At 64.8% G+C, this 21,241-nt stretch carries 18 protein-coding genes; 10 read left to right on the forward strand and 8 right to left on the reverse strand.

Annotation, left to right across the window (positions count from 1 at the left end; genetic code table 11):
* Positions 1-97 precede the first annotated feature (97 nt).
* The 6 genes from KTQ37_RS15955 to KTQ37_RS15980 form a co-directional block, all read right to left on the reverse strand.
* Positions 98-643, reverse strand: a complete 546-nt coding sequence (locus tag KTQ37_RS15955) for a DUF924 family protein (RefSeq protein ID WP_218631506.1) — start codon at positions 641-643, stop codon at positions 98-100.
* Positions 644-694: 51 nt separating this feature from the next.
* Positions 695-1,984 (reverse strand): DUF3422 family protein, encoded by a 1,290-nt coding sequence (locus KTQ37_RS15960; RefSeq protein ID WP_218631507.1) that lies wholly within the window; start codon positions 1,982-1,984, stop codon positions 695-697.
* Between the two features lie 188 nt (positions 1,985-2,172).
* Positions 2,173-3,636, reverse strand: coding sequence for an NAD(P)(+) transhydrogenase (Re/Si-specific) subunit beta (locus KTQ37_RS15965; protein ID WP_218631508.1), 1,464 nt, complete (start codon positions 3,634-3,636; stop codon positions 2,173-2,175).
* A gap of 15 nt (positions 3,637-3,651) precedes the next feature.
* Entirely contained in the window at positions 3,652-5,226 is a 1,575-nt protein-coding gene (locus KTQ37_RS15970; RefSeq protein ID WP_218631509.1) for a Re/Si-specific NAD(P)(+) transhydrogenase subunit alpha, read from the reverse strand.
* Between the two features lie 295 nt (positions 5,227-5,521).
* The gene (locus KTQ37_RS15975; protein ID WP_236021295.1) at positions 5,522-5,962 is read right to left on the reverse strand and encodes a methyltransferase family protein; all 441 of its coding nucleotides are present in this window, start codon (positions 5,960-5,962) and stop codon (positions 5,522-5,524) included.
* 3 nt (positions 5,963-5,965) lie between these two features.
* Positions 5,966-6,433 carry a D-galactarate dehydratase gene (locus KTQ37_RS15980; protein WP_218631510.1) on the reverse strand — a complete coding sequence of 156 codons (468 nt, stop codon included), beginning with the start codon at positions 6,431-6,433 and terminating at the stop codon, positions 5,966-5,968.
* 100 nt (positions 6,434-6,533) lie between these two features.
* Here KTQ37_RS15980 and moaA point away from each other — a divergent pair, with 100 nt between their 5' ends.
* Positions 6,534-7,541, forward strand: a complete 1,008-nt coding sequence (moaA, locus tag KTQ37_RS15985; RefSeq protein ID WP_218631511.1) for a GTP 3',8-cyclase MoaA — start codon at positions 6,534-6,536, stop codon at positions 7,539-7,541.
* Between the two features lie 63 nt (positions 7,542-7,604).
* On the forward strand, positions 7,605-8,012 hold the full coding sequence (locus KTQ37_RS15990; protein ID WP_218631512.1) for a universal stress protein: 408 nt from the start codon (positions 7,605-7,607) through the stop codon (positions 8,010-8,012).
* A gap of 87 nt (positions 8,013-8,099) precedes the next feature.
* Here the strand turns inward: KTQ37_RS15990 and KTQ37_RS15995 are convergent, their stop codons facing one another.
* Positions 8,100-9,266: a M20 aminoacylase family protein gene (locus KTQ37_RS15995; protein WP_218631513.1), complete on the reverse strand. Its 1,167-nt coding sequence runs from the start codon at positions 9,264-9,266 to the stop codon at positions 8,100-8,102.
* Between the two features lie 291 nt (positions 9,267-9,557).
* Positions 9,558-10,712: an acetylornithine deacetylase gene (gene argE / locus KTQ37_RS16000; protein ID WP_218631514.1), complete on the reverse strand. Its 1,155-nt coding sequence runs from the start codon at positions 10,710-10,712 to the stop codon at positions 9,558-9,560.
* A gap of 224 nt (positions 10,713-10,936) precedes the next feature.
* Between argE and KTQ37_RS16005 the strand changes: the two genes are divergently transcribed.
* The 8 genes from KTQ37_RS16005 to KTQ37_RS16040 all read left to right on the forward strand — a co-directional run bounded on the left by KTQ37_RS16005 (position 10,937) and on the right by KTQ37_RS16040 (position 21,144).
* Positions 10,937-11,956 carry an ABC transporter ATP-binding protein gene (locus KTQ37_RS16005; RefSeq protein ID WP_218631515.1) on the forward strand — a complete coding sequence of 340 codons (1,020 nt, stop codon included), beginning with the start codon at positions 10,937-10,939 and terminating at the stop codon, positions 11,954-11,956.
* Positions 11,949-12,947 carry an ABC transporter ATP-binding protein gene (locus KTQ37_RS16010; RefSeq protein WP_218631516.1) on the forward strand — a complete coding sequence of 333 codons (999 nt, stop codon included), beginning with the start codon at positions 11,949-11,951 and terminating at the stop codon, positions 12,945-12,947. Before KTQ37_RS16005 ends, KTQ37_RS16010 begins: the two co-directional genes overlap by 8 nt.
* Positions 12,948-12,987: 40 nt before the next feature.
* Positions 12,988-14,691: a peptide ABC transporter substrate-binding protein gene (locus tag KTQ37_RS16015; RefSeq protein WP_218631517.1), complete on the forward strand. Its 1,704-nt coding sequence runs from the start codon at positions 12,988-12,990 to the stop codon at positions 14,689-14,691.
* A gap of 117 nt (positions 14,692-14,808) precedes the next feature.
* Complete coding sequence (locus KTQ37_RS16020) at positions 14,809-15,816, forward strand: ABC transporter permease (protein WP_218631518.1); 1,008 nt, start codon at positions 14,809-14,811, stop codon at positions 15,814-15,816.
* A complete protein-coding gene (locus tag KTQ37_RS16025; protein WP_218631519.1) occupies positions 15,809-16,750 on the forward strand; it encodes an ABC transporter permease in 942 nt (313 codons plus the stop codon). The genes KTQ37_RS16020 and KTQ37_RS16025 overlap by 8 nt, the downstream gene beginning before the upstream one ends.
* 94 nt (positions 16,751-16,844) lie before the next feature.
* Positions 16,845-17,552, forward strand: coding sequence for an ABC transporter ATP-binding protein (locus tag KTQ37_RS16030; RefSeq protein WP_218631520.1), 708 nt, complete (start codon positions 16,845-16,847; stop codon positions 17,550-17,552).
* Positions 17,546-19,915, forward strand: coding sequence for an ABC transporter permease (locus KTQ37_RS16035; protein ID WP_218631521.1), 2,370 nt, complete (start codon positions 17,546-17,548; stop codon positions 19,913-19,915). The genes KTQ37_RS16030 and KTQ37_RS16035 overlap by 7 nt, the downstream gene beginning before the upstream one ends.
* An 11-nt stretch (positions 19,916-19,926) precedes the next feature.
* A complete protein-coding gene (locus KTQ37_RS16040) occupies positions 19,927-21,144 on the forward strand; it encodes an efflux RND transporter periplasmic adaptor subunit (RefSeq protein ID WP_218631522.1) in 1,218 nt (405 codons plus the stop codon).
* Positions 21,145-21,241 lie beyond the last annotated feature (97 nt).

A 21,241-nucleotide genomic window follows, 5' to 3' on the forward strand; every position in this document is an offset into this window, starting at 1 on the left:
GATGCTGTCGCCCGTCGAGTTCGAACGGCAGCGGAAACTGAGACCCGAAGGCGTCTAGAAAACGCGGGGCTATTCAGTCTCGAACTTCCCCACGCCCTCAAAACCCTGAGTGAGTCTTGAGAAACTCCGCTTCCTCATCCGTGGTTGAACGCCCTAGCACCGCATTGCGATGCGGAAAGCGGCCAAAACGCGCGACAATATCGCGGTGCAGGATAGCGTATTTCAGTGACTCGGCCTCGCCCATCGCGCGGTACAGCGCCACGGACAGTTCCTGATCGGCCAGAGCCTCACTGTGCATGAAGGGCAGGTAGAAGAACTGCCGCTCGGCCGCGGTCATCCCTTGGCCGTATCCCCGCGCGAGAGCCGTGCGGGCATACGCCAGCGCAATCTCGTTGCTCTCGAACGAGCGGGGGGAGCCGCGGAACATGTTGCGCGGGAACTGATCGAGCACGATTATCAGCGCAAGCGCACCGCGCTCCTCCTCGATCCAGTCGTCCAGCTCGCCGCGATGCGCGGCCTCATAGGTCGCGCCGAAACGTTCGACGATGCGTCGATCAAAGGCTGCGTCCTTGGCATACCACTTCGGCCGGACGTCCTCGGCGAACCAGAATTCCAGCACGCTCTCGGGTTTTTCAGGTGTCATGTCGCCCCCTATCCGCTCTGAACTAGCCCATGCGGCCCGGCGGGCAAGCCCTCAGTGCCCGCCAAAGCTGTTGCGGATGCGGCGCACCATCAGCCAGACCCCAAGGATCACGATCGGGGTCAGCACGCCCAGCAAGACCTCTTTTGAGACGCTGACCTGCTTGGCGATCGGGTAGACCAGATAGCCCGCGATGCTGATCGCATAGTAGCTGATCGCCACAACCGAGAGCCCCTCGACCGTGTGCTGGAGGCGCAGTTGCAGATCGGCGCGGCGATCCATGCTTTCCAGAAGCTTCTGGTTCTGCGCCTGTCGCTCCACATCCACCCGGGTGCGCAGCAACTCGCCCGCGCGCGCGGCGCGCTCGACCATGGCGCGCAGGCGCACCTCGGCCGATTTCGTGGTCCGCATCGCCGGGTCGTAGCGGCGCATCATGAATTCCGAGAACTTCTGCCGCCCCTCGTAGCGCGTCTCGCGCAGCACATCGACGCGCTCCTTCACGAGCGCCTCATAGGCGCCCGTCGCGCTGAAGCGGAAGCTGTGGGTGACCGCCAGCGCCTCAAGCTCGGACGAGACCGAGATCAGCGTGTTCAGCGTTTCCTCTGCCGGGCAATCCTCTCTGGACATGCCGGCGACCAATTCGGTCAGCTCGGGGTCGAGCGCGTTGAGCCGCGCCGACAGGGCCCGTGCGCGGCGCAGGCCAAGCATCGACATGGCGCGGTAAGTCTCGATCTCGCACAGGCGCTGCACGATGCGGCCAACCCGCCCCGCCCCGGTGCCCGGAGCAACGAAGATCGCAAAGCGCATCTGACCCGCCGGGTCGATCCGGAAATCCCCCGCGACAATCGCCGCCCCTTCCAGCACCCAGGCGCAGGCGAGGCTTTCGGGCACAAACCAATCATCGAGATCGATATTGATCTGCGCCGGATCCTCGGGCAGCGGCAGGATACGGATCGACACTGCCGCGATACGTTTGCCGGGGGCGGCATTCAGCCAGTCGGCGGGAAATATCTCGGCCTCGGCCGGGTCGAACGGGCGCGCCGAGAGGCCGGGCGCATGGGCCAGGAAGGTCGTGAATTCGGTATGGCTTTCCCACCGCACCTGATGGCGTCCAACGCTGGCGCTGTGATGTGTCACCCCCGCTGGCGCGGGCGCGGCCCCCGAGCGGCGCAGCAGCTCGTTGAGATGCGTCAGGTCCTCCGCCCGGTCGCGATTGGCAGCGTCCATCGGCTCCTTGATCGCCAGATAGACAACCTGCGAGGGCACCGGGATCCGCGGAAACGGGCGGGCGTGCAACTCGTTCACTAGCGCATAGCGCAGCGGGTGATCTTCGACTGAAACCATGGGCGCATCTCCTTCGAGATTTCTCTCTAGCCGGAATTCAGGTTGAGTAAACAAAAAATATGCTGCGATAACAGATATTTATCTGCATACCACGGTGCACAATCAACGCTATGCACAGCGCAGCCGATCCGTCCAAAACGAAAAGCCCCGCCGGAGAGGCGGGGCTTTCAAGGTCTTGGTCAGGTCGATCAGACGCGGATCAGGTGCAGCAGCTCTTCGAGCGACTTCTTGGCGTCGCCGTAGAACATGCGCGTGTTCTCCTTGTAGAACAGCGGGTTCTCGATGCCCGAGTACCCCGTGCCCTGGCCACGCTTCGACACGAAGACCTGCTTGGCTTTCCAAACCTCCAGCACCGGCATCCCGGCGATGGGCGAGTTCGGATCGTCCTGCGCGGCGGGGTTCACGATGTCGTTCGAGCCGATCACGATAACCACATCCGTTTCCGGGAAGTCGTCGTTGATCTCGTCCATCTCCAGAACGATGTCGTAGGGCACCTTGGCCTCGGCCAGCAGCACGTTCATATGGCCCGGCAGACGGCCCGCAACCGGGTGGATCGCGAAGCGCACGTTCTTGCCGCGCCCGCGCAGCATCGAGGTCAGTTCCGACACGGCGATCTGCGCCTGCGCCACGGCCATACCGTAGCCCGGAACGATAACAATGCTATCGGCCTCGTTCAGCGCATCGGCCACGCCAGTTGCATCGATCGCGATCTGCTCGCCCTCGACTTCCATCGCCGGACCCGAGGTGCCGCCGAAGCCGCCCAGGATCACCGACACGAACGAGCGGTTCATCGCCTTACACATGATGTAGGACAGGATCGCACCCGACGAACCCACCAGCGCACCGGTCACGATCAGCAGGTCATTGCCGAGCGAGAAGCCGATGGCCGCCGCGGCCCAGCCCGAGTAGGAGTTCAGCATCGACACCACGACCGGCATATCGGCGCCGCCGATGCCCATGATCAGGTGATAGCCGATGAAGAACGCCAGCAGCGTCATGGCGATCAGCGCCCAGGCGCCGGCGCCGTTGACATAGATCACCAGCAGCGCAAGCGAACCCGCCGCGGCCAGCGCGTTCAGCAGATGCCCCCCGGGCAGCTTGACCGCCTGCGAGGTGATCTTGCCGGCAAGCTTGCCAAACGCGATGACCGAGCCGGTGAAGGTCACGGCACCGATGAACACGCCCAGGAACGTCTCGACCTTGAGGATAGCCACCTCGGCCGCCGACTTGTGCGCCACGATCTTGGCAAAGCCCGACAGCTCCTCATAGGCGGCGGGCATGATGCCGGTCGCATGATGCTCGGCGATGATGTCCCAGACCTGACCCAGCGTGATGTGCGTGTTGTAGCCTACGAACACCGCCGCCAGACCGACGAGCGAGTGCATCGCGGCGACAAGCTGCGGCATCTCGGTCATCTGGACCTTCTTGGCGACGATCCAGCCGATGATGCCGCCGCCGATGATCATCAGCAGCGAAATGATCCATAGTCCCTGACCGGGTCCGACCAGCGTCGCGGCCACGGCCAGCGCCATGCCCACGATGCCATACCAGACCGCGCGCTTGGCGCTTTCCTGACCGGACAGACCACCGAGCGAGAGGATGAAAAGCACAGCCGCGACGACATATGCGGCAGTGGTGAAACCGAATTCCATATTACCCTCTCCCCTTTACGACTTCTGGAACATGGCCAGCATGCGCCGCGTGACCATGAAGCCGCCGAAGATGTTGATGCCCGCCATGAAGACCGACAGCGCGGCCAGCACGATCACCAGGAAGTTGCCCGAGCCGATCTGCATCAGCGCGCCCAGGATGATGATCGACGAGATCGCGTTGGTGACCGCCATCAGCGGCGTGTGCAGCGAGTGGGACACGTTCCAGATCACCTGGAAGCCCACGAAGCACGACAGCACGAAGACGACGAAGTGCGACATGAACGAGGCCGGGGCAACAAGACCGACACCCAGCAGGAGCGCGCCGCCGATGCCCAGCATCAGGATCTGGTCGCGCGTCTGCTTCTTGAAGGCGGCGTGGTCGCGCGCCTTGATCTCGGCGGGCGTCAGTTCCTTGGCCTTTTCCTTGGGCTTTTGCGCCGCGATGGCCGCGATCTTGGGCGGCGGCGGCGGGAAGGTGATGGCGCCCTCATATGCCACGGTCGCGCCGCGGATCACATCGTCTTCCATGTTGTGGTTGACCACGCCGTCCTTGCCGGGCGTGAGGTCAGTCATCATGTGACGAATGTTGGTCGAGTAAAGCTGCGAGGCCTGCGATGCCATGCGCGACGGGAAGTCGGTGTAGCCGACGATGGTCACGCCGTTCTCCGACACGACCTTCTCGTCCTTGACGGTCAGTTCGCAGTTGCCGCCACGCTCGGCGGCAAGGTCCACAACGACCGAGCCACGCTTCATCAGCTCGACCATGTCCTTGGTCCAGAGGATCGGCGCGTCACGGCCCGGGATCAGCGCCGTGGTGACGACGATGTCCATATCGGGCGCGAGTTCGCGGAACTTCTTGAGCTGAGCTTCACGGAACTCGGGGCTCGAGGGCGCGGCATAACCGCCGGTCGCGGCACCGTCCTGGGTCTGCTCTTCGAAATCGAGATAGACGAACTCGGCGCCCATCGATTCGATCTGCTCGGCCACTTCGGGGCGCACGTCGAACGCGTAGGTGATGGCGCCAAGCGCGGTCGAGGTGCCGATGGCGGCAAGACCCGCGACGCCCGCACCGACGATCAGCACCTTGGCCGGCGGAACCTTGCCTGCGGCGGTGACCTGACCGGTGAAGAAGCGGCCGAAGTTGTTACCGGCCTCGATCACCGCGCGGTAGCCCGCGATATTGGCCATCGACGACAGCGCGTCCATCTTCTGCGCGCGCGAGATCCGCGGCACCATGTCCATCGCGATGACATTCGCACCGGTCTTCTCGGCGGCTTCCAGAAGCTCTTTGTTCTGGGCCGGGTAGAAGAACGAGATCAGCGTCTGGCCCTTGCTCAGGCGGCCAAGCTCTTCCATTTCCGGCGGGCGCACCTTGACGACGAAATCGACCGCCTTGAACAGCTCCTCGACCGTCGGAACAACGGTGACGCCGGCCTTGGTATAGGCCGAGTCCTCGAAGCCCGCGGCATGGCCTGCGCCAGCCTCGACAAAACACTCATGGCCGAGCTTTTGCAGCTGCAGCGCGGAATCGGGTGTCATCGCGACGCGCGACTCCCCCTCAAATATCTCCTTCGGAGCGCCGATCTTCACCTTGTCTCCCCCTTCTTACGCCGCCCGGACGGATCCGTCCGAGGGTAATTCATGTGGCGAAGAACTGCTTAACATCGCGCAATAAAGTTTCACAAGCGGCTTGATTGCCGAAATCCTTGTAAAAACGTCGCATGTTAGGGAAGGCTTTATTGTATACCACGGAGTGCCGTGGTATACTGAACTTTATCGCAATATTTCAAGTCGTTACCCACCCCCTTGCGGGGTGTGAAAAACAGCAACACTACAGCACTTTTTCGCAGATGCAGAAAATGTGCCGCTTTGCAGCGTCTCGCGATCAGATCCAGCGACGAGTATGGCGGCAATAGGCGGCGTATTCATCGCCAAAAGTGGCCAGAATCCGGGCTTCTTCGCCCAGAATGTAGCGCCGGGTGATCAAAAGCATGAAGGCCGCCACCAACGGCAGCGCCAGAAAACCGTCGTTAATCAGCAAGAAGCCCGCCAGCACCAGCGCATCGCCCAGGTAGATCGGATTGCGCGACAGGGCAAAGACGCCACCCGTCACCAGCGCCGAGGGATCGCGCCTGGGAATGAAGGTCGTGTGGCGCAGTACCATCTGCCCTGCGGCGGTCAGCACCAGCGCGCCACCAAGCGCAATCAAGCCCCAGCCTGCCGCCGCGCCATAGGGCAGCGCCAGCGGCACCGCGCGGGCCACAAGCCAGCCGAGCGCGGCGAAGATGGCTAGCCAAAGGGGCGGGATGTCGATTTCACGCAGCATGGTTCAGTAGCGATAGACAACGACTTCGGGCAGGCCGGTCAGGTCCACCCCCAGCAGCCGCAGCGTCGGCAGCGACATCTGCGAGCCCGAGCCCTCGGCCCCGCCAGTCGGGATCAGATCGACCTGCGCCGAGGCCCCGGTGGCCGTCATCTCGACACGTCCCTTTGCGGGGGCACTGACCAGTGGGGTTTTCAGCCAGAACCCCGGCTGTGTCGGATCGCCAAGGCTCGCCACCGTGACGCCAAGCCGCACCCCCTGCCCTGTCACCTGCGCAGCCTGTGCGCGCTCGGCTGCGCTGGTGGTGTCGAGCACCTCTGCGGTCGCGCCCGCCGGCACCGGCAGGGCCGATACCGCAATATCGTCGGTGGGCGCGATCGTCGGCGGCATTGCTTCGGGCGTGTCGTCGCCAAAGCCGAGGCGTCCGCAGCCCGCGAGCGCGATCATCAGCACGAATAACCCGTTGCGAACCATGATGCCTCCTTCGGATGTCGCGCTCAGCCTAAGCGCTACCCCGCGCCATGGCAACGCCCAGCCCCTTGCCGCCGCACATCGCCCGGCCTAGGTTCCGGCTATGGAACATGCACCGCTCATCGACCCCTTTGCCCGCCCGATCACCTACCTCCGGGTGTCTGTGACCGACCGCTGCGATTTTCGCTGCACCTATTGCATGGCCGAACACATGCAGTTCCTGCCCAAGAAGGAACTTCTGAGCCTTGAGGAGCTTGACCGGCTCTGCTCGGCCTTTGTCGGGTTGGGGGTGAAGAAGCTGCGCATCACCGGGGGCGAGCCTCTGGTGCGCCGCGATATCCTGACCTTCTTCCGTCGCATCTCGCGCCATCTCGACAGCGGCGCGCTGGACGAGTTGACGCTGACCACCAACGGCTCGCAACTCGCGCGCTTTGCAGACGATCTGGCGGCGCTTGGGATGCGGCGCATCAATGTCTCGCTCGACACGCTCAAGCCCGAGAAATTCGCGGCCATCACCCGATGGGGGCGGCTTGACCAGGTGCTGGAGGGCATCGCCGCCGCCAAGCGCGCGGGGCTGCGCGTCAAGATCAACACCGTCGCGCTCAAGGGCTTCAACGAGGATGAGCTCTTTGACCTGATCGCCTGGTGCGAGGCCGAGGGCCATGACCTGACCTTCATCGAGGTCATGCCGATGGGAGATATGGGCGAGGAATTGCGCCTTGATCAGTACTGGCCGCTGTCGGATGTGCGCAAGGCGATGGCCGAGCGGTTCACCCTGCTGGAAACCGAAGAGACCACCGGCGGCCCGGCGCGCTACGTGCGCCTGCAAGAGACCGGGCAGCGCATCGGCTTTATCACGCCGCTCACGCATAATTTCTGCGAAAGCTGCAACCGGGTGCGGGTGACCTGCACGGGCGAGCTGTTCATGTGCCTGGGCCAGGAGGATGTCGCCGACCTGCGCGCGCCGCTGCGCGCCAGTGCCGATGACGCGGCCCTGATCGAGGCGATCCGCGCCGCCATCGCGCGCAAGCCGCGCGGGCATGACTTCGACTATTCGCGCACCGGTATCGCGGGCCAGATGAGCCGCCACATGAGCCATACCGGAGGCTGATCTGGGTCAAGGCGCAGGCAACCGATCCGGGGCACAAAGAGACAAACGGAAAAGGAGCCTTCGATGTATTCCAATATCATCGTCCCTGTCGCCTTCGACGACGACCACAACCCCGATGCCGCGCTCAACATCGCCCGGGCGCTTGCAGCGCCGGGTGCACGTGTGACGCTGGTCCATATCATGGCCGACGTTCCGGGCTTTGCGATCTCCTACATGCCCGAGGGCTATGCCGCAGATCTCAAGCGCACGCTGCAGGGCTCGCTCGATCAACTGGCGAACGAGTTCGAGAATGGCGCGGGCGTGATCCGCGATGGCCATGCGGCGAACGAGATCCTCGATCTGGCCGAGGAGATCGGGGCGGATTGCATCATCATCGCATCGCATCGTCCGGGACTGGGCGATTACCTGATCGGCTCGACCGCCGCGCGCGTTGTACGCCACGCGCCCTGCTCGGTCATGGTGCTGCGGTAAAGAACAAGAAAGGGGGGCTGTCTGCCCCCCTCTTCGACTGCGTCGAATTCACCCCCCGAGGATATTTCACCCACATTGAAGGGGATATCAGGCGGCGGGCATCCGCTCCTCGACCATGCCGGCATACCAGCTGGAGCCGAAAGGAATCGCGTTGTCATCAAAGTTGTAGGCGGGGTGGTGCACCATCGCCGTGTCGCCATTGCCCAGGAAGATATAGGCGCCGGGGCGGGCGTTGAGCATGAAGCTGAAATCCTCGGCCCCCATTTGCGGCGCGACATTGGCATCGACCTTGCCCGAAACCTTCTGCGCGACCTCGATCGCGTAGCCGGTGTTTTCGGGGGCGTTGATCGTGACCGGATAGCCGCGCATGTATTTCACTGCGGCGCTCGCGCCGAAGGCCGTCGCCGTGCCCTCGGCGATCTCGCTGATGCGGCGTTCGACGTAATCTTGGACAGCAGGATCCATCGTGCGCACGGTGCCCTTGAGGAGCACAGTCTGCGGGATGACGTTATGCGCCTCGGATTCGGTGCGGAAGGTGCAGACCGACACCACTACCTGCTTGAGCGGATCGACATTGCGCGAGGCGATGGATTGCAGTGCCACAACGACATGGGAGGCAACCAGCGTGGTGTCGATCGAGTCGTGCGGTTTGGCGGCGTGGCCGCCCTTGCCGGTGACGACGATCTCGAACTGATCGGCGGCGGCCATAAGCGCGCCTTCGCGGATGGCGAAGCTGCCGACCGGCAGGCCGGGCCAGTTGTGCATGCCGTAGACTTCCTGAATGCCGAAGCGGTCCATCATACCGTCATCGACCATCTCGCGCCCGCCGCCGCCGCCCTCTTCGGCAGGCTGGAAGATCACCACTGCGGAGCCGTCGAAATTACGCGTCTCGGCAAGGTATTTCGCGGCGCCGAGCAGCATGGCGGTATGCCCGTCATGACCGCAGGCATGCATCTTGCCGGGCGTCTTCGAGGCGTAGTCGAGGCCGGTCGCCTCATGGATGGGCAGCGCGTCCATATCGGCGCGCAGGCCGATGACGCGGCCCTTGGTGTCGGTTTTACCCTTGATTACGCCCACAACGCCGGTGCGGCCGATGCCTTCGACAACCTCATCGCAGCCAAAGCCGCGCAGCAGTTCGGCCACCTTGCCTGCGGTGCGGTGCACCTCGAACAGGATCTCGGGGTTCTCGTGGAAATCTCGTCGCCAGGCGGTGATCTCGGGCAGAAGCTCGGCGAAACGGTTCTTGACGGGCATGAGGGGCTCCCTGGTTGTTGGCGCCGACAGCCTGTTACAAAGCCCTGCGGGCCGCAAGGGTCAGAAGGCGGGTTGGAGATCACTTTTTGACCCGTCGGTAAATTTGCCGCCACCGACGCCGTGCTAGCCGTGGCCTGGAAGGCCGGAGGCCGTCCGGGACCCGGAGATCGGGCTTTCGTTGCGCATCGTCACCACAACCCTGGGTTCTGCGCGCATCCGAGCGCGTCATCAAACGGGCGATCCATCCCACCTTGTTCGAGAGGCGACGGGCCGCCCCCTGGATCACAACGCCTACGCGCAGAGCCTTTCGATCAGGTCTTCCATGAAGGCCCAGCCGGCCTCGAATTGCGACAGTGCGAGCCATTCGTCGGCTTTATGGGCCTGCTCGATGTCGCCGGGGCCGCAGACCACCGCGGACCAGCCGCGAACCTGGAACTGCCCGGCCTCGGTGCCATAGCTGACCACCTGGCTGCCATTATCGCCGGTGAGCGCGCGCACGAGGCCCTCGGCCACGCCGTCCACCTCGGGGGCAAGGCCGGGCAGCGCGAACCGCTCCTTGACCTCGATCCGGGCATTGGGGTGAACGGCCTTCATCCCCACCTCAACCTCGGCCACCTTGGCAAGGAAGGCGCGGCGCCAGTCCTCGGGGTCTTCGCCGGGCAAGACGCGGAAATCGACGCCAAATTCGCACAGGCCCGCGGTGATATTATGCGCCGTTCCGCCGCGGATCTCGCCAGTATGGACCGTAGTCCAGGGCGGCACGAAGGGCGAAGCCTTTGCGGCGGCCTGCCCCTTCGCGTTCATCTCGTTCACCCACATCAGGATCTTGGCACCTTCAAGAATCGCGCTGACGCCGGTGTGCATGAGCGAGCTGTGAACCTCGTGCCCATGGACCTTGACCCAGAAGGCCAGCCCGCCCTTGTGCCCGGTCACCGCCTTCATCATCGTGGGTTCGCCCACCACCACCGCCGAGGCGCGCGGCAGGCCCGCCATGGCCTCGATCATCGGGATGCAGCCGATGCAGCCCAGTTCCTCGTCATGGCTGAGTGCGATCTGCAGAGGTCGTTTGAGCGGCCGCCGCGCTGCTGCCGCCATTGCGGCCAAAGCCAGCGCGTCGAACCCCTTCATGTCGCACACGCCGCGCCCGTAAAGCCGCCCGTCGCGCTCGACCACCGCCCAGGGGTCAGAGGCCCAGTCCTGCCCCTCGACCGGGACCACATCGGTATGGCCCGACAACACCACGCCCTCGGCCACATCCGGCCCGACCTGAGCGAACAGACTCGCCTTGGTGGGCTGTGCGGGGTCAGGGACCTTGGTGACGGTGATTCCCTGCCCTTCCAGCCATTCGGCGACCCAGTCGATCAACTCAAGATTGCTGTCGCGGCTGACCGATCGGAAGGCTACGAGGCGGTCAAGAAGGCTGCGGGCAGTGACCATGTCAGTCATAGGTTTCTCCTTTGTGCGCAGGCTGCGCCCGCATCCTGCGAGGCGTCAACCCCACCCCACGAAACGCCCCCCTGAAAGACGCTCCAGTCACGGCATCCAGAATCGTGCTTGCGCATATGATCAAAATCTCTAACACTCGGTCAAATAATCTCGCTCGGGCGAAGCCTGCGGGACAGAACGCGACAGTAAAAATACTGCGAATACAACTGACTTGGGGGTCACATATGCCCGATGGGGCGCTGCCTGTGCTCGAGGTTTCGGGCCTGAAAACGATTTTCAGGACCCGTGGTGGCGAAGTCCACGCCGTTAATTCCGTTTCTTTCGATCTGCGTCCCGGAGAGCTTCTGGGCGTTGTGGGCGAGTCCGGTTCGGGCAAGTCCGTGACGATGATGTCGCTGATCGGCCTGCTGCCATCCCCGCCCGCCGAGGTGCGCGATGGCACGGTGATTTTCGACGGCAAGGATCTGCTAAATTGTTCGGTGGCCGAGTTGCGCGAAGTGCGCGGACCCGGCATCGGCTTCATCTTCCAGGACCCGATGACCTCGCTTAACCCGGTCTTCACCGTAGGCTACCAGCTGCGCGAGCCGCTGATAAAGCACATGGGCATGACCAAGGCGCAGGCGCAGGTTCGCGCGAAAGAACTGCTCGAACTCGTGGGCATCCCAGACGCCGAGCGGCGGCTGCGCGACTTCCCGCACCAGTTCTCTGGCGGGATGCGCCAGCGGGTGATGATCGCCATTGCTCTGGCCTGCGACCCGAAGGTTCTGATCGCGGACGAGCCCACGACCGCGCTCGACGTGACCATTCAGGCGCAGATCCTCGAACTGGTCAAAGAGCTGCGCCAGAAGCTGGGCATGGCCATTGTCTGGATCACCCATGACCTTGGCGTGATCGCGGGTATCGCCGACCGAATCATGGTGATGTATGGCGGTCAGGTGGTCGAGCAGGGTCCGGTGTCCGAGGTCTTCCACAATCCGCGGCACCCCTATACCCGCGCGCTGCTCAAGACCGTGCCGAGCGTGCGCGGTGAGCGCACCGCGAAGCTTTCGGTGATCGAGGGACAGCCGCCGATCCTGCGCGGCGCCCCCTCTGCCTGCCCCTTCCGCGACCGCTGCGCCCAGGCCTTCGATCGCTGCGCGTCCGAGAACCCCGCGCGCCACCCCGTCGGCCCCGGCCATGACGCGGCCTGCTTCTGGGATTTCGACGCCGACGCCCCCCGCACGCAAGAGGCCGCCCATGCTTGATGCAACCGGCAAAGCATTGATCGAGGTCTCGGGCCTCAAGATGTATTTCCCCATCACCGCAGGCGTCTTTCGCAAGCATGTGGGCGATGTGAAGGCGGTCGATAACGTCTCGTTCACGATCTACGAGGGCGAGACCCTTGGCCTTGTGGGTGAGTCGGGCTGCGGCAAGTCCACCTGCGGCCGCGCCATCCTGCGGCTTTACGAACCCACCGCCGGGGCCGTGCGCATCGACAGCAAGGACGTGCTGGCCGCCGACGCGAACACCCTGCGCGAGATGCGCCCCAAGATGCAGATGGTCTTTCAGGACCCGCAGGCGAGCCTCAACCCCCGCATGACCGTCGCCGCCATCATCGGCGAGCCGCTGGACGAGCACACGAGCCTGTCGAAGAAGGACAAGCTGGCCCGGATCTATGAGCTGATGGACCAGGTCGGGCTGAACCGCGACTTTGCCAACCGCTATCCGCATGAATTCTCGGGCGGCCAGCGCCAGCGCATCGGGATTGCCCGCGCGCTCGCGCTGAACCCCAAGTTCATCGTCTGCGACGAGCCGATTGCCGCGCTCGACGTGTCGATCCAGGCGCAGGTGGTAAACCTGCTTGAGGAATTGCAGGACCGGCTTGGCCTGACCTACCTGTTCATCAGCCACGACCTGTCGATGGTGCGCCACATCGCCGACCGCGTGGCGGTAATGTATCTGGGCCAGATCATCGAGCTGGCGCCGCGCGACCCGCTCTACCTTGAGCCGCTGCACCCCTATACCCAGGCGCTTTTGTCTGCGGTTCCCGAACCCGACCCGGAGGCCGAAAAGAGCCGCCGCCGCATCATCCTGAAGGGCGATGTCCCCTCGCCCGCCAACCCGCCCAAGGGCTGCAACTTCTGCACGCGTTGCCCGAAGGTGATGGATATCTGCCGCCAGATCGAGCCGACCTTCCACGAGGTCCAGCCCGGCCGCTATGTGGCCTGCCACCTTTACCAAGAGACCGCCGGCTGAACGGCGGCATTGAAATTCGATCCAACAAGGAGAGGTTTGTATGAAACTCAAGACAATCCTGATGGGCGCGGCGGCAACGCTGGCCCTCGCGCCGGCTGCCTTCGCCGAGCGCGGCAGCGACGGCCAGGTCAATGTGATCTACTGGCAGGCGCCCTCGACGCTGAACCCCTATCTGTCGTCGGGCACCAAGGACGTCGAGGCATCGTCGCTCGTACTCGAGCCCTTCGCGGGCTTCAACGAAACCGGCGTGGTGATCCCGCGTCTCGTGACCGAAGTCCCGAGCCTTGAGAACGGCGGCATCTCGGAAGACCTCAAGACGATCACCTGGCACATCACGCCGGGCATCCTGTGGTCGGACGGCACGCCCCTGACCGCCGCTGATGCGGTCTTCACCTACGAATACTGCACCCATCCCGAGGGCGGCTGCGCCCAGGAGGCCCGCTACGAGGGCATCGAGATGGTCGAGGCGGTTGACGACCTGACGGTGAAGATCACCTACAAGGAACCGCGCCCCAACCCGTTCACCGCCTTCACCGGCGCGACCTCGCCGATCCTGCAAAAGGCGCAGTTCGCCAACTGCCTCGGCGCGGCGGCATCGTCCTGCACCGATCAGAACTTCATGCCGATCGGCACCGGCCCGTTCCAGGTCACCGAGTTCAAGACGAACGACGTGATCCAGATGGTGGCCAACCCGAACTATCGCGACCCGGCCAAGCCCGCGTTCTCGAACCTGACCCTCAAGGGCGGCGGCGACGCGGCCGCGGCGGGCCGTTCGGTTCTGGAAACCGGCGAATTCGACTACGCCTGGAACCTGCAACTTGCGCCCGACGTGCTGGCCGGCATGGAGGCCGCGGGCAAGGGCAAGCTGGTCGTCGGCTTCGGCACGCTCGTCGAGCGGATCGAGATGAACATGACCGACCCGTCGCCGGAACTGGCCGAAGGTGAGCGTTCGACCGCCAAGCATCCGCATCCGTTCCTGTCGGATATCCGTGTGCGCACCGCGCTGTCGAAAGCCATCGACCGCGAGATCCTGGTCGAGATCGGCTACGGCCAGGCTGGCCGCCCGACCTGTAATCTGGTTCCCGCCCCGGCGATGTTTGCCTCGGACAACACCGGCTGCCTCACGCAGGACGTCGATGGCGCCAAGGCGCTTCTGGATGAAGCCGGCTGGACCGACAGCGACGGCGACGGCATCCGCGACAAGGACGGCAAGAAGCTGAGCGTTCTCTACCAGACCTCGACCAACGCCGTGCGTCAGGACTTCCAGTCGATCATCAAGCAGTGGTGGAACGACATCGGTGTCGAAGTCGAGCTGAAGAACATCGACGGCTCGGTCTATTTCGGCGGTGACGCGGGCTCGCCCGACACCTTCCAGAAGTTCTATGCCGATGTCGAGATGTACGCCAACAACTTCGACGGCACCGATCCGGAGCCCTACCTCGCGCAGTACACCTGCGAGAAGGCGCCCAAGCCCGAGAACCAGTGGCAGGGTGAGAACATCAACCGCTTCTGCTCGGAAGAGTATGACGCGCTCATCGTCGAGCTTGGCAAGACCGGCGACATCGAGAAGCGCGCCGAACTGGCCAAGAAGCTCAACGACATGCTGACCAAAGACAGCATGGTCGTCGTGCCGCTGGTCGACCGCGGCCGCGTCTCGGCCCATTCGAACACTCTTGGCGGCGTGGTCCTGAATACTTGGGACTCGGAACTGTGGAACGCCTCCGACTGGTACCGGATGAAATGATCTGAACCTAGGGTCCGACCGCCGCTGGCGGTCGGACCCGGGGCGAGGGCGCGACCGCTTAGGGCGGCCGCGCCCTCGCCCACCCCCTCCGAACAAGAGACATGCCCCGAGGCGCCGATGTTCACATTCACCCTGAGACGGCTTTTGATAGCCATCCCGACGCTTCTGATCATCTCTCTGGTGATCTTCCTTTTACTTGAGGCCGCCCCCGGCGACCCTCTCGGCGAGGTGCCGCTGACGGTCCCCCCCGAGGTCAAGGCCCGGATGCGCGAGGCGCTTGGCCTCAACTCACCCTGGTATGTGCGCTACCTGCTCTGGCTCAAGCAGTTCTTCTGGGTCGAGCCGGTGCACCTGTGGGACGCGCTCTTTGGCACGTCCTATGGCGAGGGGATGCAGCGCGTCATCTCGTTCCAGTCGCGCCAGCCGGTCATGCAGATCATCGCCGAGCGCCTGCCCCAAACCCTGATCGTCGTGGGCCTTGCCTATGTCGTGGGCGTGCTGATCGCCCTGCCGATCGGCATCATCTCGGCCTACCGGCAGTATTCCTGGTTCGACAATATCGGCACATTCATCTCGATGATCGGTTTTTCGGTGCCCACCTTCTTCACCGGCGTCGTGCTGATCATCGTCTTCGCCGTCAAGCTGCAGTGGTTCCCCTCGGTCTATGACACGACCTTGCAGGTGACCGACTGGGCCAGCTTCAAGGCGCAGATCCGTCAGATGGTGATGCCGGTGACAGTGCTTGCGCTTTATAACGCGGCCCAGATCTCGCGCTTCATGCGGGCCTCGATGCTCGACAACCTCGGGCAGGACTATGTCCGCACCGCGCGCGCCAAGGGCCTGACCGAGAAGGTCGTCGTGCTGATCCACGTGCTGCGCAATTCGCTCATCCCCGTCGTCACCGTGATCGCGCTTGGCGTGCCCACGATCTTCGGCGGCGCGATCATCACCGAGCAGGTCTTCAAGGTGAACGGCCTTGGCCAGCAGTTGATCCTGTCGATCCACGCCAATGACATGCCGATGGTCATGACGCTGACCTTCATCTTCGCGATCCTGATCGTGCTCTTCAACCTGGTTGCCGACCTGCTATACGGCATCCTCGACCCGAGAATTCGTTATGACTGAGACCGAAAAGGCACCTGCGGCCGCCCAGACAACGGGAGCGAGCCTGTCCTACCGCCCGCCGCGCAGCCAGTGGTGGGACGTCTGGGATCAGTTCAAGACCCACAAGGGCGCACTCATCGGGCTGACGATCTTCGTGTTGATCCTGGCCACGATCCTGATCGGCCCGATCCTCTGGACGATCGAGCCGACCTATGTGGACCTGCGCGCGCGCAACCAGGGCTTCTCGATGGAGCATCCCTTCGGCACCGACCAATTGGGCCGCGATATCCTTTCGCGGATGATGGCGGGCGGGAAAGTGTCGATCTCGGTCGGCATGACGGCCATGGCGCTCTCGATCCTTCTGGGAACCACGATCGGCGTTCTCGCGGGTTATTTCCGGCGCCTCGAAGGGCCGCTGATGCGGCTGACCGACCTGTTCCTTGCCCTGCCGCTCTTGCCGCTGCTCCTGCTGATGGTGACGCTGTTCCGCGACCCGCTGTCGAAAAGCTTCGGCCCCGAGAGCGGGATCTTCCTGCTGATCGTATCTGCCATCGGTGCGACCTCGTGGATGCAGACCGCGCGGATCGTGCGCGGCGAGGTGCTAGGGTTGAAAGAGCGTGAGTTCGTTCTGGCCGCGCGTTCGATCGGTACGCCCTCGCGGCGCATGATCACGCGGCACGTGCTGCCGAACGTGCTTTCGCCGATCATGGTCTCGGCCACGCTTGGTATCGCCAGCGCGATCATCACCGAATCCGCGCTCTCGTTCCTGGGCCTCGGCTTCCCGCCGGACTTCCCGACCTGGGGACGCCTGCTGTTTGACGCTGTCGATCAGATGCAGCTTTACCCCTCGCGCGTGATCCTGCCCGGCGTTGCGATCTCGCTGACGGTGCTGTCGGTCAACTATATCGGCGACGGGTTGCGCGATGCGCTCGACCCGCGCATCCGGGGGCGCTAAGCGGCCCTGCCCCTTGGCCCGGAGCGCAGGTTCCGGGCCTTTTTCTTTGCGCGAAATCATGGAAACGTCATTCACGGCGCGGTAGCCTTCGGCCATGAGCACACCCGTCCTGCGTACCGAAGACATCACCCGCATCTACCGCACTGGCGCGGTCGAGGTTCAGGCGCTGCGTGGCGTCACCATGGAGCTGTCCGAGGGCGAGATGGTCGTGCTGCTCGGCGCCTCGGGGTCGGGCAAATCGACCCTGCTGAATATCCTCGGCGCACTCGACCTGCCCACCTCGGGGCGCGTGTTCTTCCGCGACACGGAACTCACCCGCGCGACCGACCGCGAGCTGACCCGCTTCCGGCGCGAGCATGTGGGCTTTGTCTTCCAGTTCTACAACCTGATGCCCGCCCTGACCGCGCGCGAGAACGTGGGGCTGGTGACCGAGATCTCCGAAGACCCGATGCGTCCCGAAGAGGCGCTGGAGCGCGTGGGCCTTGGCCACCGGCTCGATCACTTCCCGGCCGAGTTGTCGGGGGGCGAGCAGCAGCGCGTCGCCATTGCCCGCGCTATCGCCAAGCGCCCCGAACTTCTGCTGTGCGACGAGCCGACCGGCGCGCTCGACAGCGCCACCGGCATCAGCGTGCTTGAGGCCCTGTGCGAGGTGAACCGCGATCTTGGCACCGCGACAGCGCTGATCACCCATAACGCCGGAATTCAGGCCATCGCACATCGCGTCATCCACATCGCCGACGGCCAGATCGCACGCGAGGAGATCAACGCCACCCGCCTCGATCCGAAGGACATCACATGGTAAGCGCGCTCGACCGCAAGGCGCTGCGCGACCTTCTGCGCCTCTGGGCGCAGGTGCTGGCCATTGGTGGGGTGCTGGCCTGCGGGGTGATGGTGCTGGTGCTCGGCTCGGGCACGCGCGCCTCGCTCGAGGCCTCGCGCGCAGCCTATTACGAGCGCCAGCGTTTTGCCGAGATCTTCGCCGACGCGACGCGCGTGCCCGAAACGCTTTTGCCCGAGATCGCCGCCATTCCCGGTGTCGCGCGGCTGTCGCCGAGCATCCGCACCTCCGCCGTGATCGACCTGCCGGGCGTGTCCGAGCCGGTCTCGGCCGATGTGCGCTCGCTGCCGGTCTCGGGGCGCGACCCGGTGCTGAACGCGCCGCTTCTGCGCGCAGGGCGTATGCCCGATCCCTTGCACCCCGACGAGGTCGCGCTTTACGCGCCTTTTGCCGAGGCGCGCGGCTTGATGCCGGGCGACAGGCTCTCGGCGGTGATCGAGGGGCAGCGCCGCAGCCTGACCGTGACCGGCCATGTGCTCTCGCCCGAATATATCTACACCATCGGCCCGGGTTCGATGATGCCCGACGATGCGCGCTTCGGCGTGCTCTGGATCGGGCAGGATGCGGCGGCGGCGGCCACCGACATGAACGGCGCCTTCAACTCGCTGGCGCTGCAACTGGCGCGCGACGCGGTGGCGCCTGCGGTGATCAGCGCGCTCGACCGGCTGCTCGCGCCCTATGGCGGGACCGGGGCGCATGACCGCTCGGACCAGATCAGCCACGCCTTCTTGCAATCCGAGTTGGAGCAACTGGGCGCGATGGCGCTGATCCTGCCGCCGATCTTCCTGACTGTCTCGGCCTTCCTTGTGAACATGGTGCTCAGCCGCCTGATCGCGCTGGAGCGCGCGCAGATCGGCCTACTGAAAGCCGTGGGCTACACGACCGGCGCGATCGCGACGCATTATCTCAAGCTCGCCGCCGGGATCGCGCTGATCGGCACTGTCGTGGGCTGGGGCGCTGGCTGGTATCTGGGCGCCGCCATGACGCGGATGTATGCCGACTTCTTCCGCCTCCCCTGGCTGATCTACGCGCCCTCGGCCTGGCCTTTCGTGCTTTCGGCGCTGCTGGCGCTGTTGACCACGCTCAGCGGGGCCGGGCGCGCGGTCTGGGCCTCGGTCCGGCTGCCGCCCGCTGTGGCCATGAGCCCCCCTGCCCCGCCGGTCTACCGGCGCGGCCTGATCGACGGACTTGGCGCTTGGGCGCATCTGCAACAGACCACAATGATGATCCTGCGCGCGATCACCCGCTGGCCGGGACGCGCCGCTGTTACCGTCTTTGGCGTGGCCGCCTCGGTCTCGGTCCTGATCGCCTCCTTCTTCACCTATGACGCGATTGACCTGATGGTGGACGAGATCTTCACCCGCGCGAACCGCCAGAACGTCACGCTGATCCTCGCCTCGGCACGCAACGAGAGCGCGCTGGATGACGCCCGCGCCCTGCCCGGCGTGATCCGCGCCGAGGGGGCCTTCGTGCTGCCCGTCCGCCTGCGCAACGCCAACCGCGAAGAGCTGAGCTCGCTGACGGCGCACCCCGAACATTCGGAGCTTTCGCGGCTGATCGATGACAAGGGCCGCCAGGTGCAACTGCCCGACCACGGTCTTGTGCTGCCCGAGGGGCTTGCGGGCAAGCTCGGCCTTGCCCCCGGCGATATGGTGACGGTCGAGGCATTGGCCCCGCCGCGTGAGACATGGGCCGTGCCGCTCACCGCCACCATTCGCCAGACGCTTGGGCAGGATGCACATATCGCGGCGCCCGCGCTGTTTGGCCTGATGCGCCAGACGCCACAGGTCAACCAGATCAACCTGCAAGTGGATGCCACACAGATGGACGCGCTGAACGCCGCTGTGAAATCGACCCCCGCCATCGCTGGCATCGCAGACTGGACCCGCACCCGCAGCCAGTTCACCGCCACTATCGAGGAAAACCTGAGCATCTCAACCGTCATCTACTCGGCGCTTGGGATGCTGATCACGCTTGGCGTGGTCTATAACGCTGCGCGCATTCGCCTGTCGGAACGCGTGCATGAGCTTGCCTCGCTGCGGGTTCTGGGTTTCAGCCGGGGTGAGGTTGCCTGGGTTCTGGTGGGCGAATTGATGCTGCTGACGCTGATCGGCCTGCCGGTCGGCTGGGCGGGCGGCTACGGCTTTGCCGCCCTTGTGGTGCAGGGCTTCTCAACCGATGTCGTTGCTCTGCCGCTGGTGGTCAACCGCCAGACATTCGCTTATGCCAGTCTGATCGTGCTGGCCACCGCCCTTGCCGCGGCGCTGGTCGTGCGGCGCAGGCTCGACCGGATCGACATCGTTCAGGCGCTCAAGGCGCGCGACTGAAAGGACATGCCATGACTCGTACCAAATGGATCCTCACCGGCCTCTCGCTCGCGGCGCTCGCCGCCGTGACGGTCTGGGCGCTCAGCCCCTCTCCGGAGCCGGTGGATATCGTACAGGTCACGCGCGGCCCCCTGGAGGTCACCGTCGAGGCCGAGGGCAAAACGCAGGTGCGCAACCCCTATCTGGTCACCGCGCCAATCACCGGCACCACCACCCGCAGCCCGGTCGAGGTCGGCGACAGGGTCGAACGCGGCGAGACGGTCGTCGCCGAAATCCGTCCGGGCGAGCCCGCTTTCCTTGACGCCCGCGCCCGCGCGCAGGCCGAGGCCGCCGTGACCGAGGCGCAGGCATCGGTCCGTCTGGCCGAGGCCAATATCGCCCGCGCCGAGGCCGACCTTGCCTATGCCCAGACCGAATACGCCCGCAACAGCGAGCTGGCCGCGCGCGGGATCGTCCCGCCACGTTCGCTTGAAGCCGCCGAGCAGGTCCGGCGCAGCGCCGATGCGGCGCTGAATGCGGCGCGCTCGGCGCTCGATCTGAACCGTGCGACGCTGGCCAAGGCACAGGCCCAGTTGCTCGCCCCCTCAGATCCCGGCATCGGCACCGCCGCTCTGACCTGCTGCGTGCAGATCACAGCGCCCACCAGCGGCACGATCCTGACGATCGAAGACCGCTCGGCACGCCTTGTGCAGGCGGGCGAGACGCTGCTGACCATCGGCGATCTGGGGGATCTGGAGATCGAGGTGGACCTGCTGTCCTCCGACGCCGTGCGCGTCGCGGAAGGCGCGCTCGCGCATGTCGAACGTTGGGGCGGCTCCGAGGTGCTTGAGGCCGTCGTGCGCCGCATCGACCCGGCCGCCTTCACCGAGGTTTCGGCCCTTGGCATCGAAGAGCAACGCGTGCGGCTCAAGCTCGACATCCTGACCCCGCCCGAGCAGCGCTTGGGTCTGGGCGACGGGTTCCGCACTTATATCCGCATCGTTGTGTGGTCGGCAGAGGATCTGCTGCGCGTGCCGCAGTCGGCGCTGTTCAGGCAGGGCGGTGGCTGGGCGGTGTTCGCCATTCAGAATGATCGGGCGGTGTTGACGCCGGTCGAGGTCGGCCAGGCGAACGCCGACGCGGTCGAGGTGCTCTCGGGCCTTCAGGCGGGGCAAAGCGTCGTTGCCTATCCGGGCAGCCGCATTGCCGACGGCACAAGGATCACGCCGCGCGCGACGCCGGATACCTGATTTTCATGAATAATTGGGGAATGGTGCCGGCGAAGTGGGTTGTGTTCCCGTTGCAGGCACCGCATCGGCCAATAGCCTCAGCAAAACAAGGGCTAAC

This window comes from Sedimentimonas flavescens, assembly GCF_019264375.1.
GTDB classification, from domain to species: domain Bacteria; phylum Pseudomonadota; class Alphaproteobacteria; order Rhodobacterales; family Rhodobacteraceae; genus Rhodobacter; species Rhodobacter flavescens.

Bases quoted from the DNA above. Each gene is read 5' to 3' on its own strand.
- KTQ37_RS15955 (WP_218631506.1), bottom strand. From the start codon at position 643: ATGACACCTGAAAAACCCGAGAGCGTGCTGGAATTCTGGTTCGCCGAG.
- KTQ37_RS15960 (WP_218631507.1), bottom strand. From the start codon at position 1,984: ATGGTTTCAGTCGAAGATCACCCGCTGCGCTATGCGCTAGTGAACGAG.
- KTQ37_RS15965 (WP_218631508.1), bottom strand. From the start codon at position 3,636: ATGGAATTCGGTTTCACCACTGCCGCATATGTCGTCGCGGCTGTGCTT.
- KTQ37_RS15975 (WP_236021295.1), bottom strand. From the start codon at position 5,962: ATGCTGCGTGAAATCGACATCCCGCCCCTTTGGCTAGCCATCTTCGCC.
- KTQ37_RS15980 (WP_218631510.1), bottom strand. From the start codon at position 6,433: ATGGTTCGCAACGGGTTATTCGTGCTGATGATCGCGCTCGCGGGCTGC.
- moaA (WP_218631511.1), top strand. From the start codon at position 6,534: ATGGAACATGCACCGCTCATCGACCCCTTTGCCCGCCCGATCACCTAC.
- KTQ37_RS15990 (WP_218631512.1), top strand. From the start codon at position 7,605: ATGTATTCCAATATCATCGTCCCTGTCGCCTTCGACGACGACCACAAC.
- KTQ37_RS15995 (WP_218631513.1), bottom strand. From the start codon at position 9,266: ATGCCCGTCAAGAACCGTTTCGCCGAGCTTCTGCCCGAGATCACCGCC.
- argE (WP_218631514.1), bottom strand. From the start codon at position 10,712: ATGACTGACATGGTCACTGCCCGCAGCCTTCTTGACCGCCTCGTAGCC.
- KTQ37_RS16005 (WP_218631515.1), top strand. From the start codon at position 10,937: ATGCCCGATGGGGCGCTGCCTGTGCTCGAGGTTTCGGGCCTGAAAACG.
- KTQ37_RS16010 (WP_218631516.1), top strand. From the start codon at position 11,949: ATGCTTGATGCAACCGGCAAAGCATTGATCGAGGTCTCGGGCCTCAAG.
- KTQ37_RS16015 (WP_218631517.1), top strand. From the start codon at position 12,988: ATGAAACTCAAGACAATCCTGATGGGCGCGGCGGCAACGCTGGCCCTC.
- KTQ37_RS16020 (WP_218631518.1), top strand. From the start codon at position 14,809: ATGTTCACATTCACCCTGAGACGGCTTTTGATAGCCATCCCGACGCTT.
- KTQ37_RS16025 (WP_218631519.1), top strand. From the start codon at position 15,809: ATGACTGAGACCGAAAAGGCACCTGCGGCCGCCCAGACAACGGGAGCG.
- KTQ37_RS16030 (WP_218631520.1), top strand. From the start codon at position 16,845: ATGAGCACACCCGTCCTGCGTACCGAAGACATCACCCGCATCTACCGC.
- KTQ37_RS16035 (WP_218631521.1), top strand. From the start codon at position 17,546: ATGGTAAGCGCGCTCGACCGCAAGGCGCTGCGCGACCTTCTGCGCCTC.
- KTQ37_RS16040 (WP_218631522.1), top strand. From the start codon at position 19,927: ATGACTCGTACCAAATGGATCCTCACCGGCCTCTCGCTCGCGGCGCTC.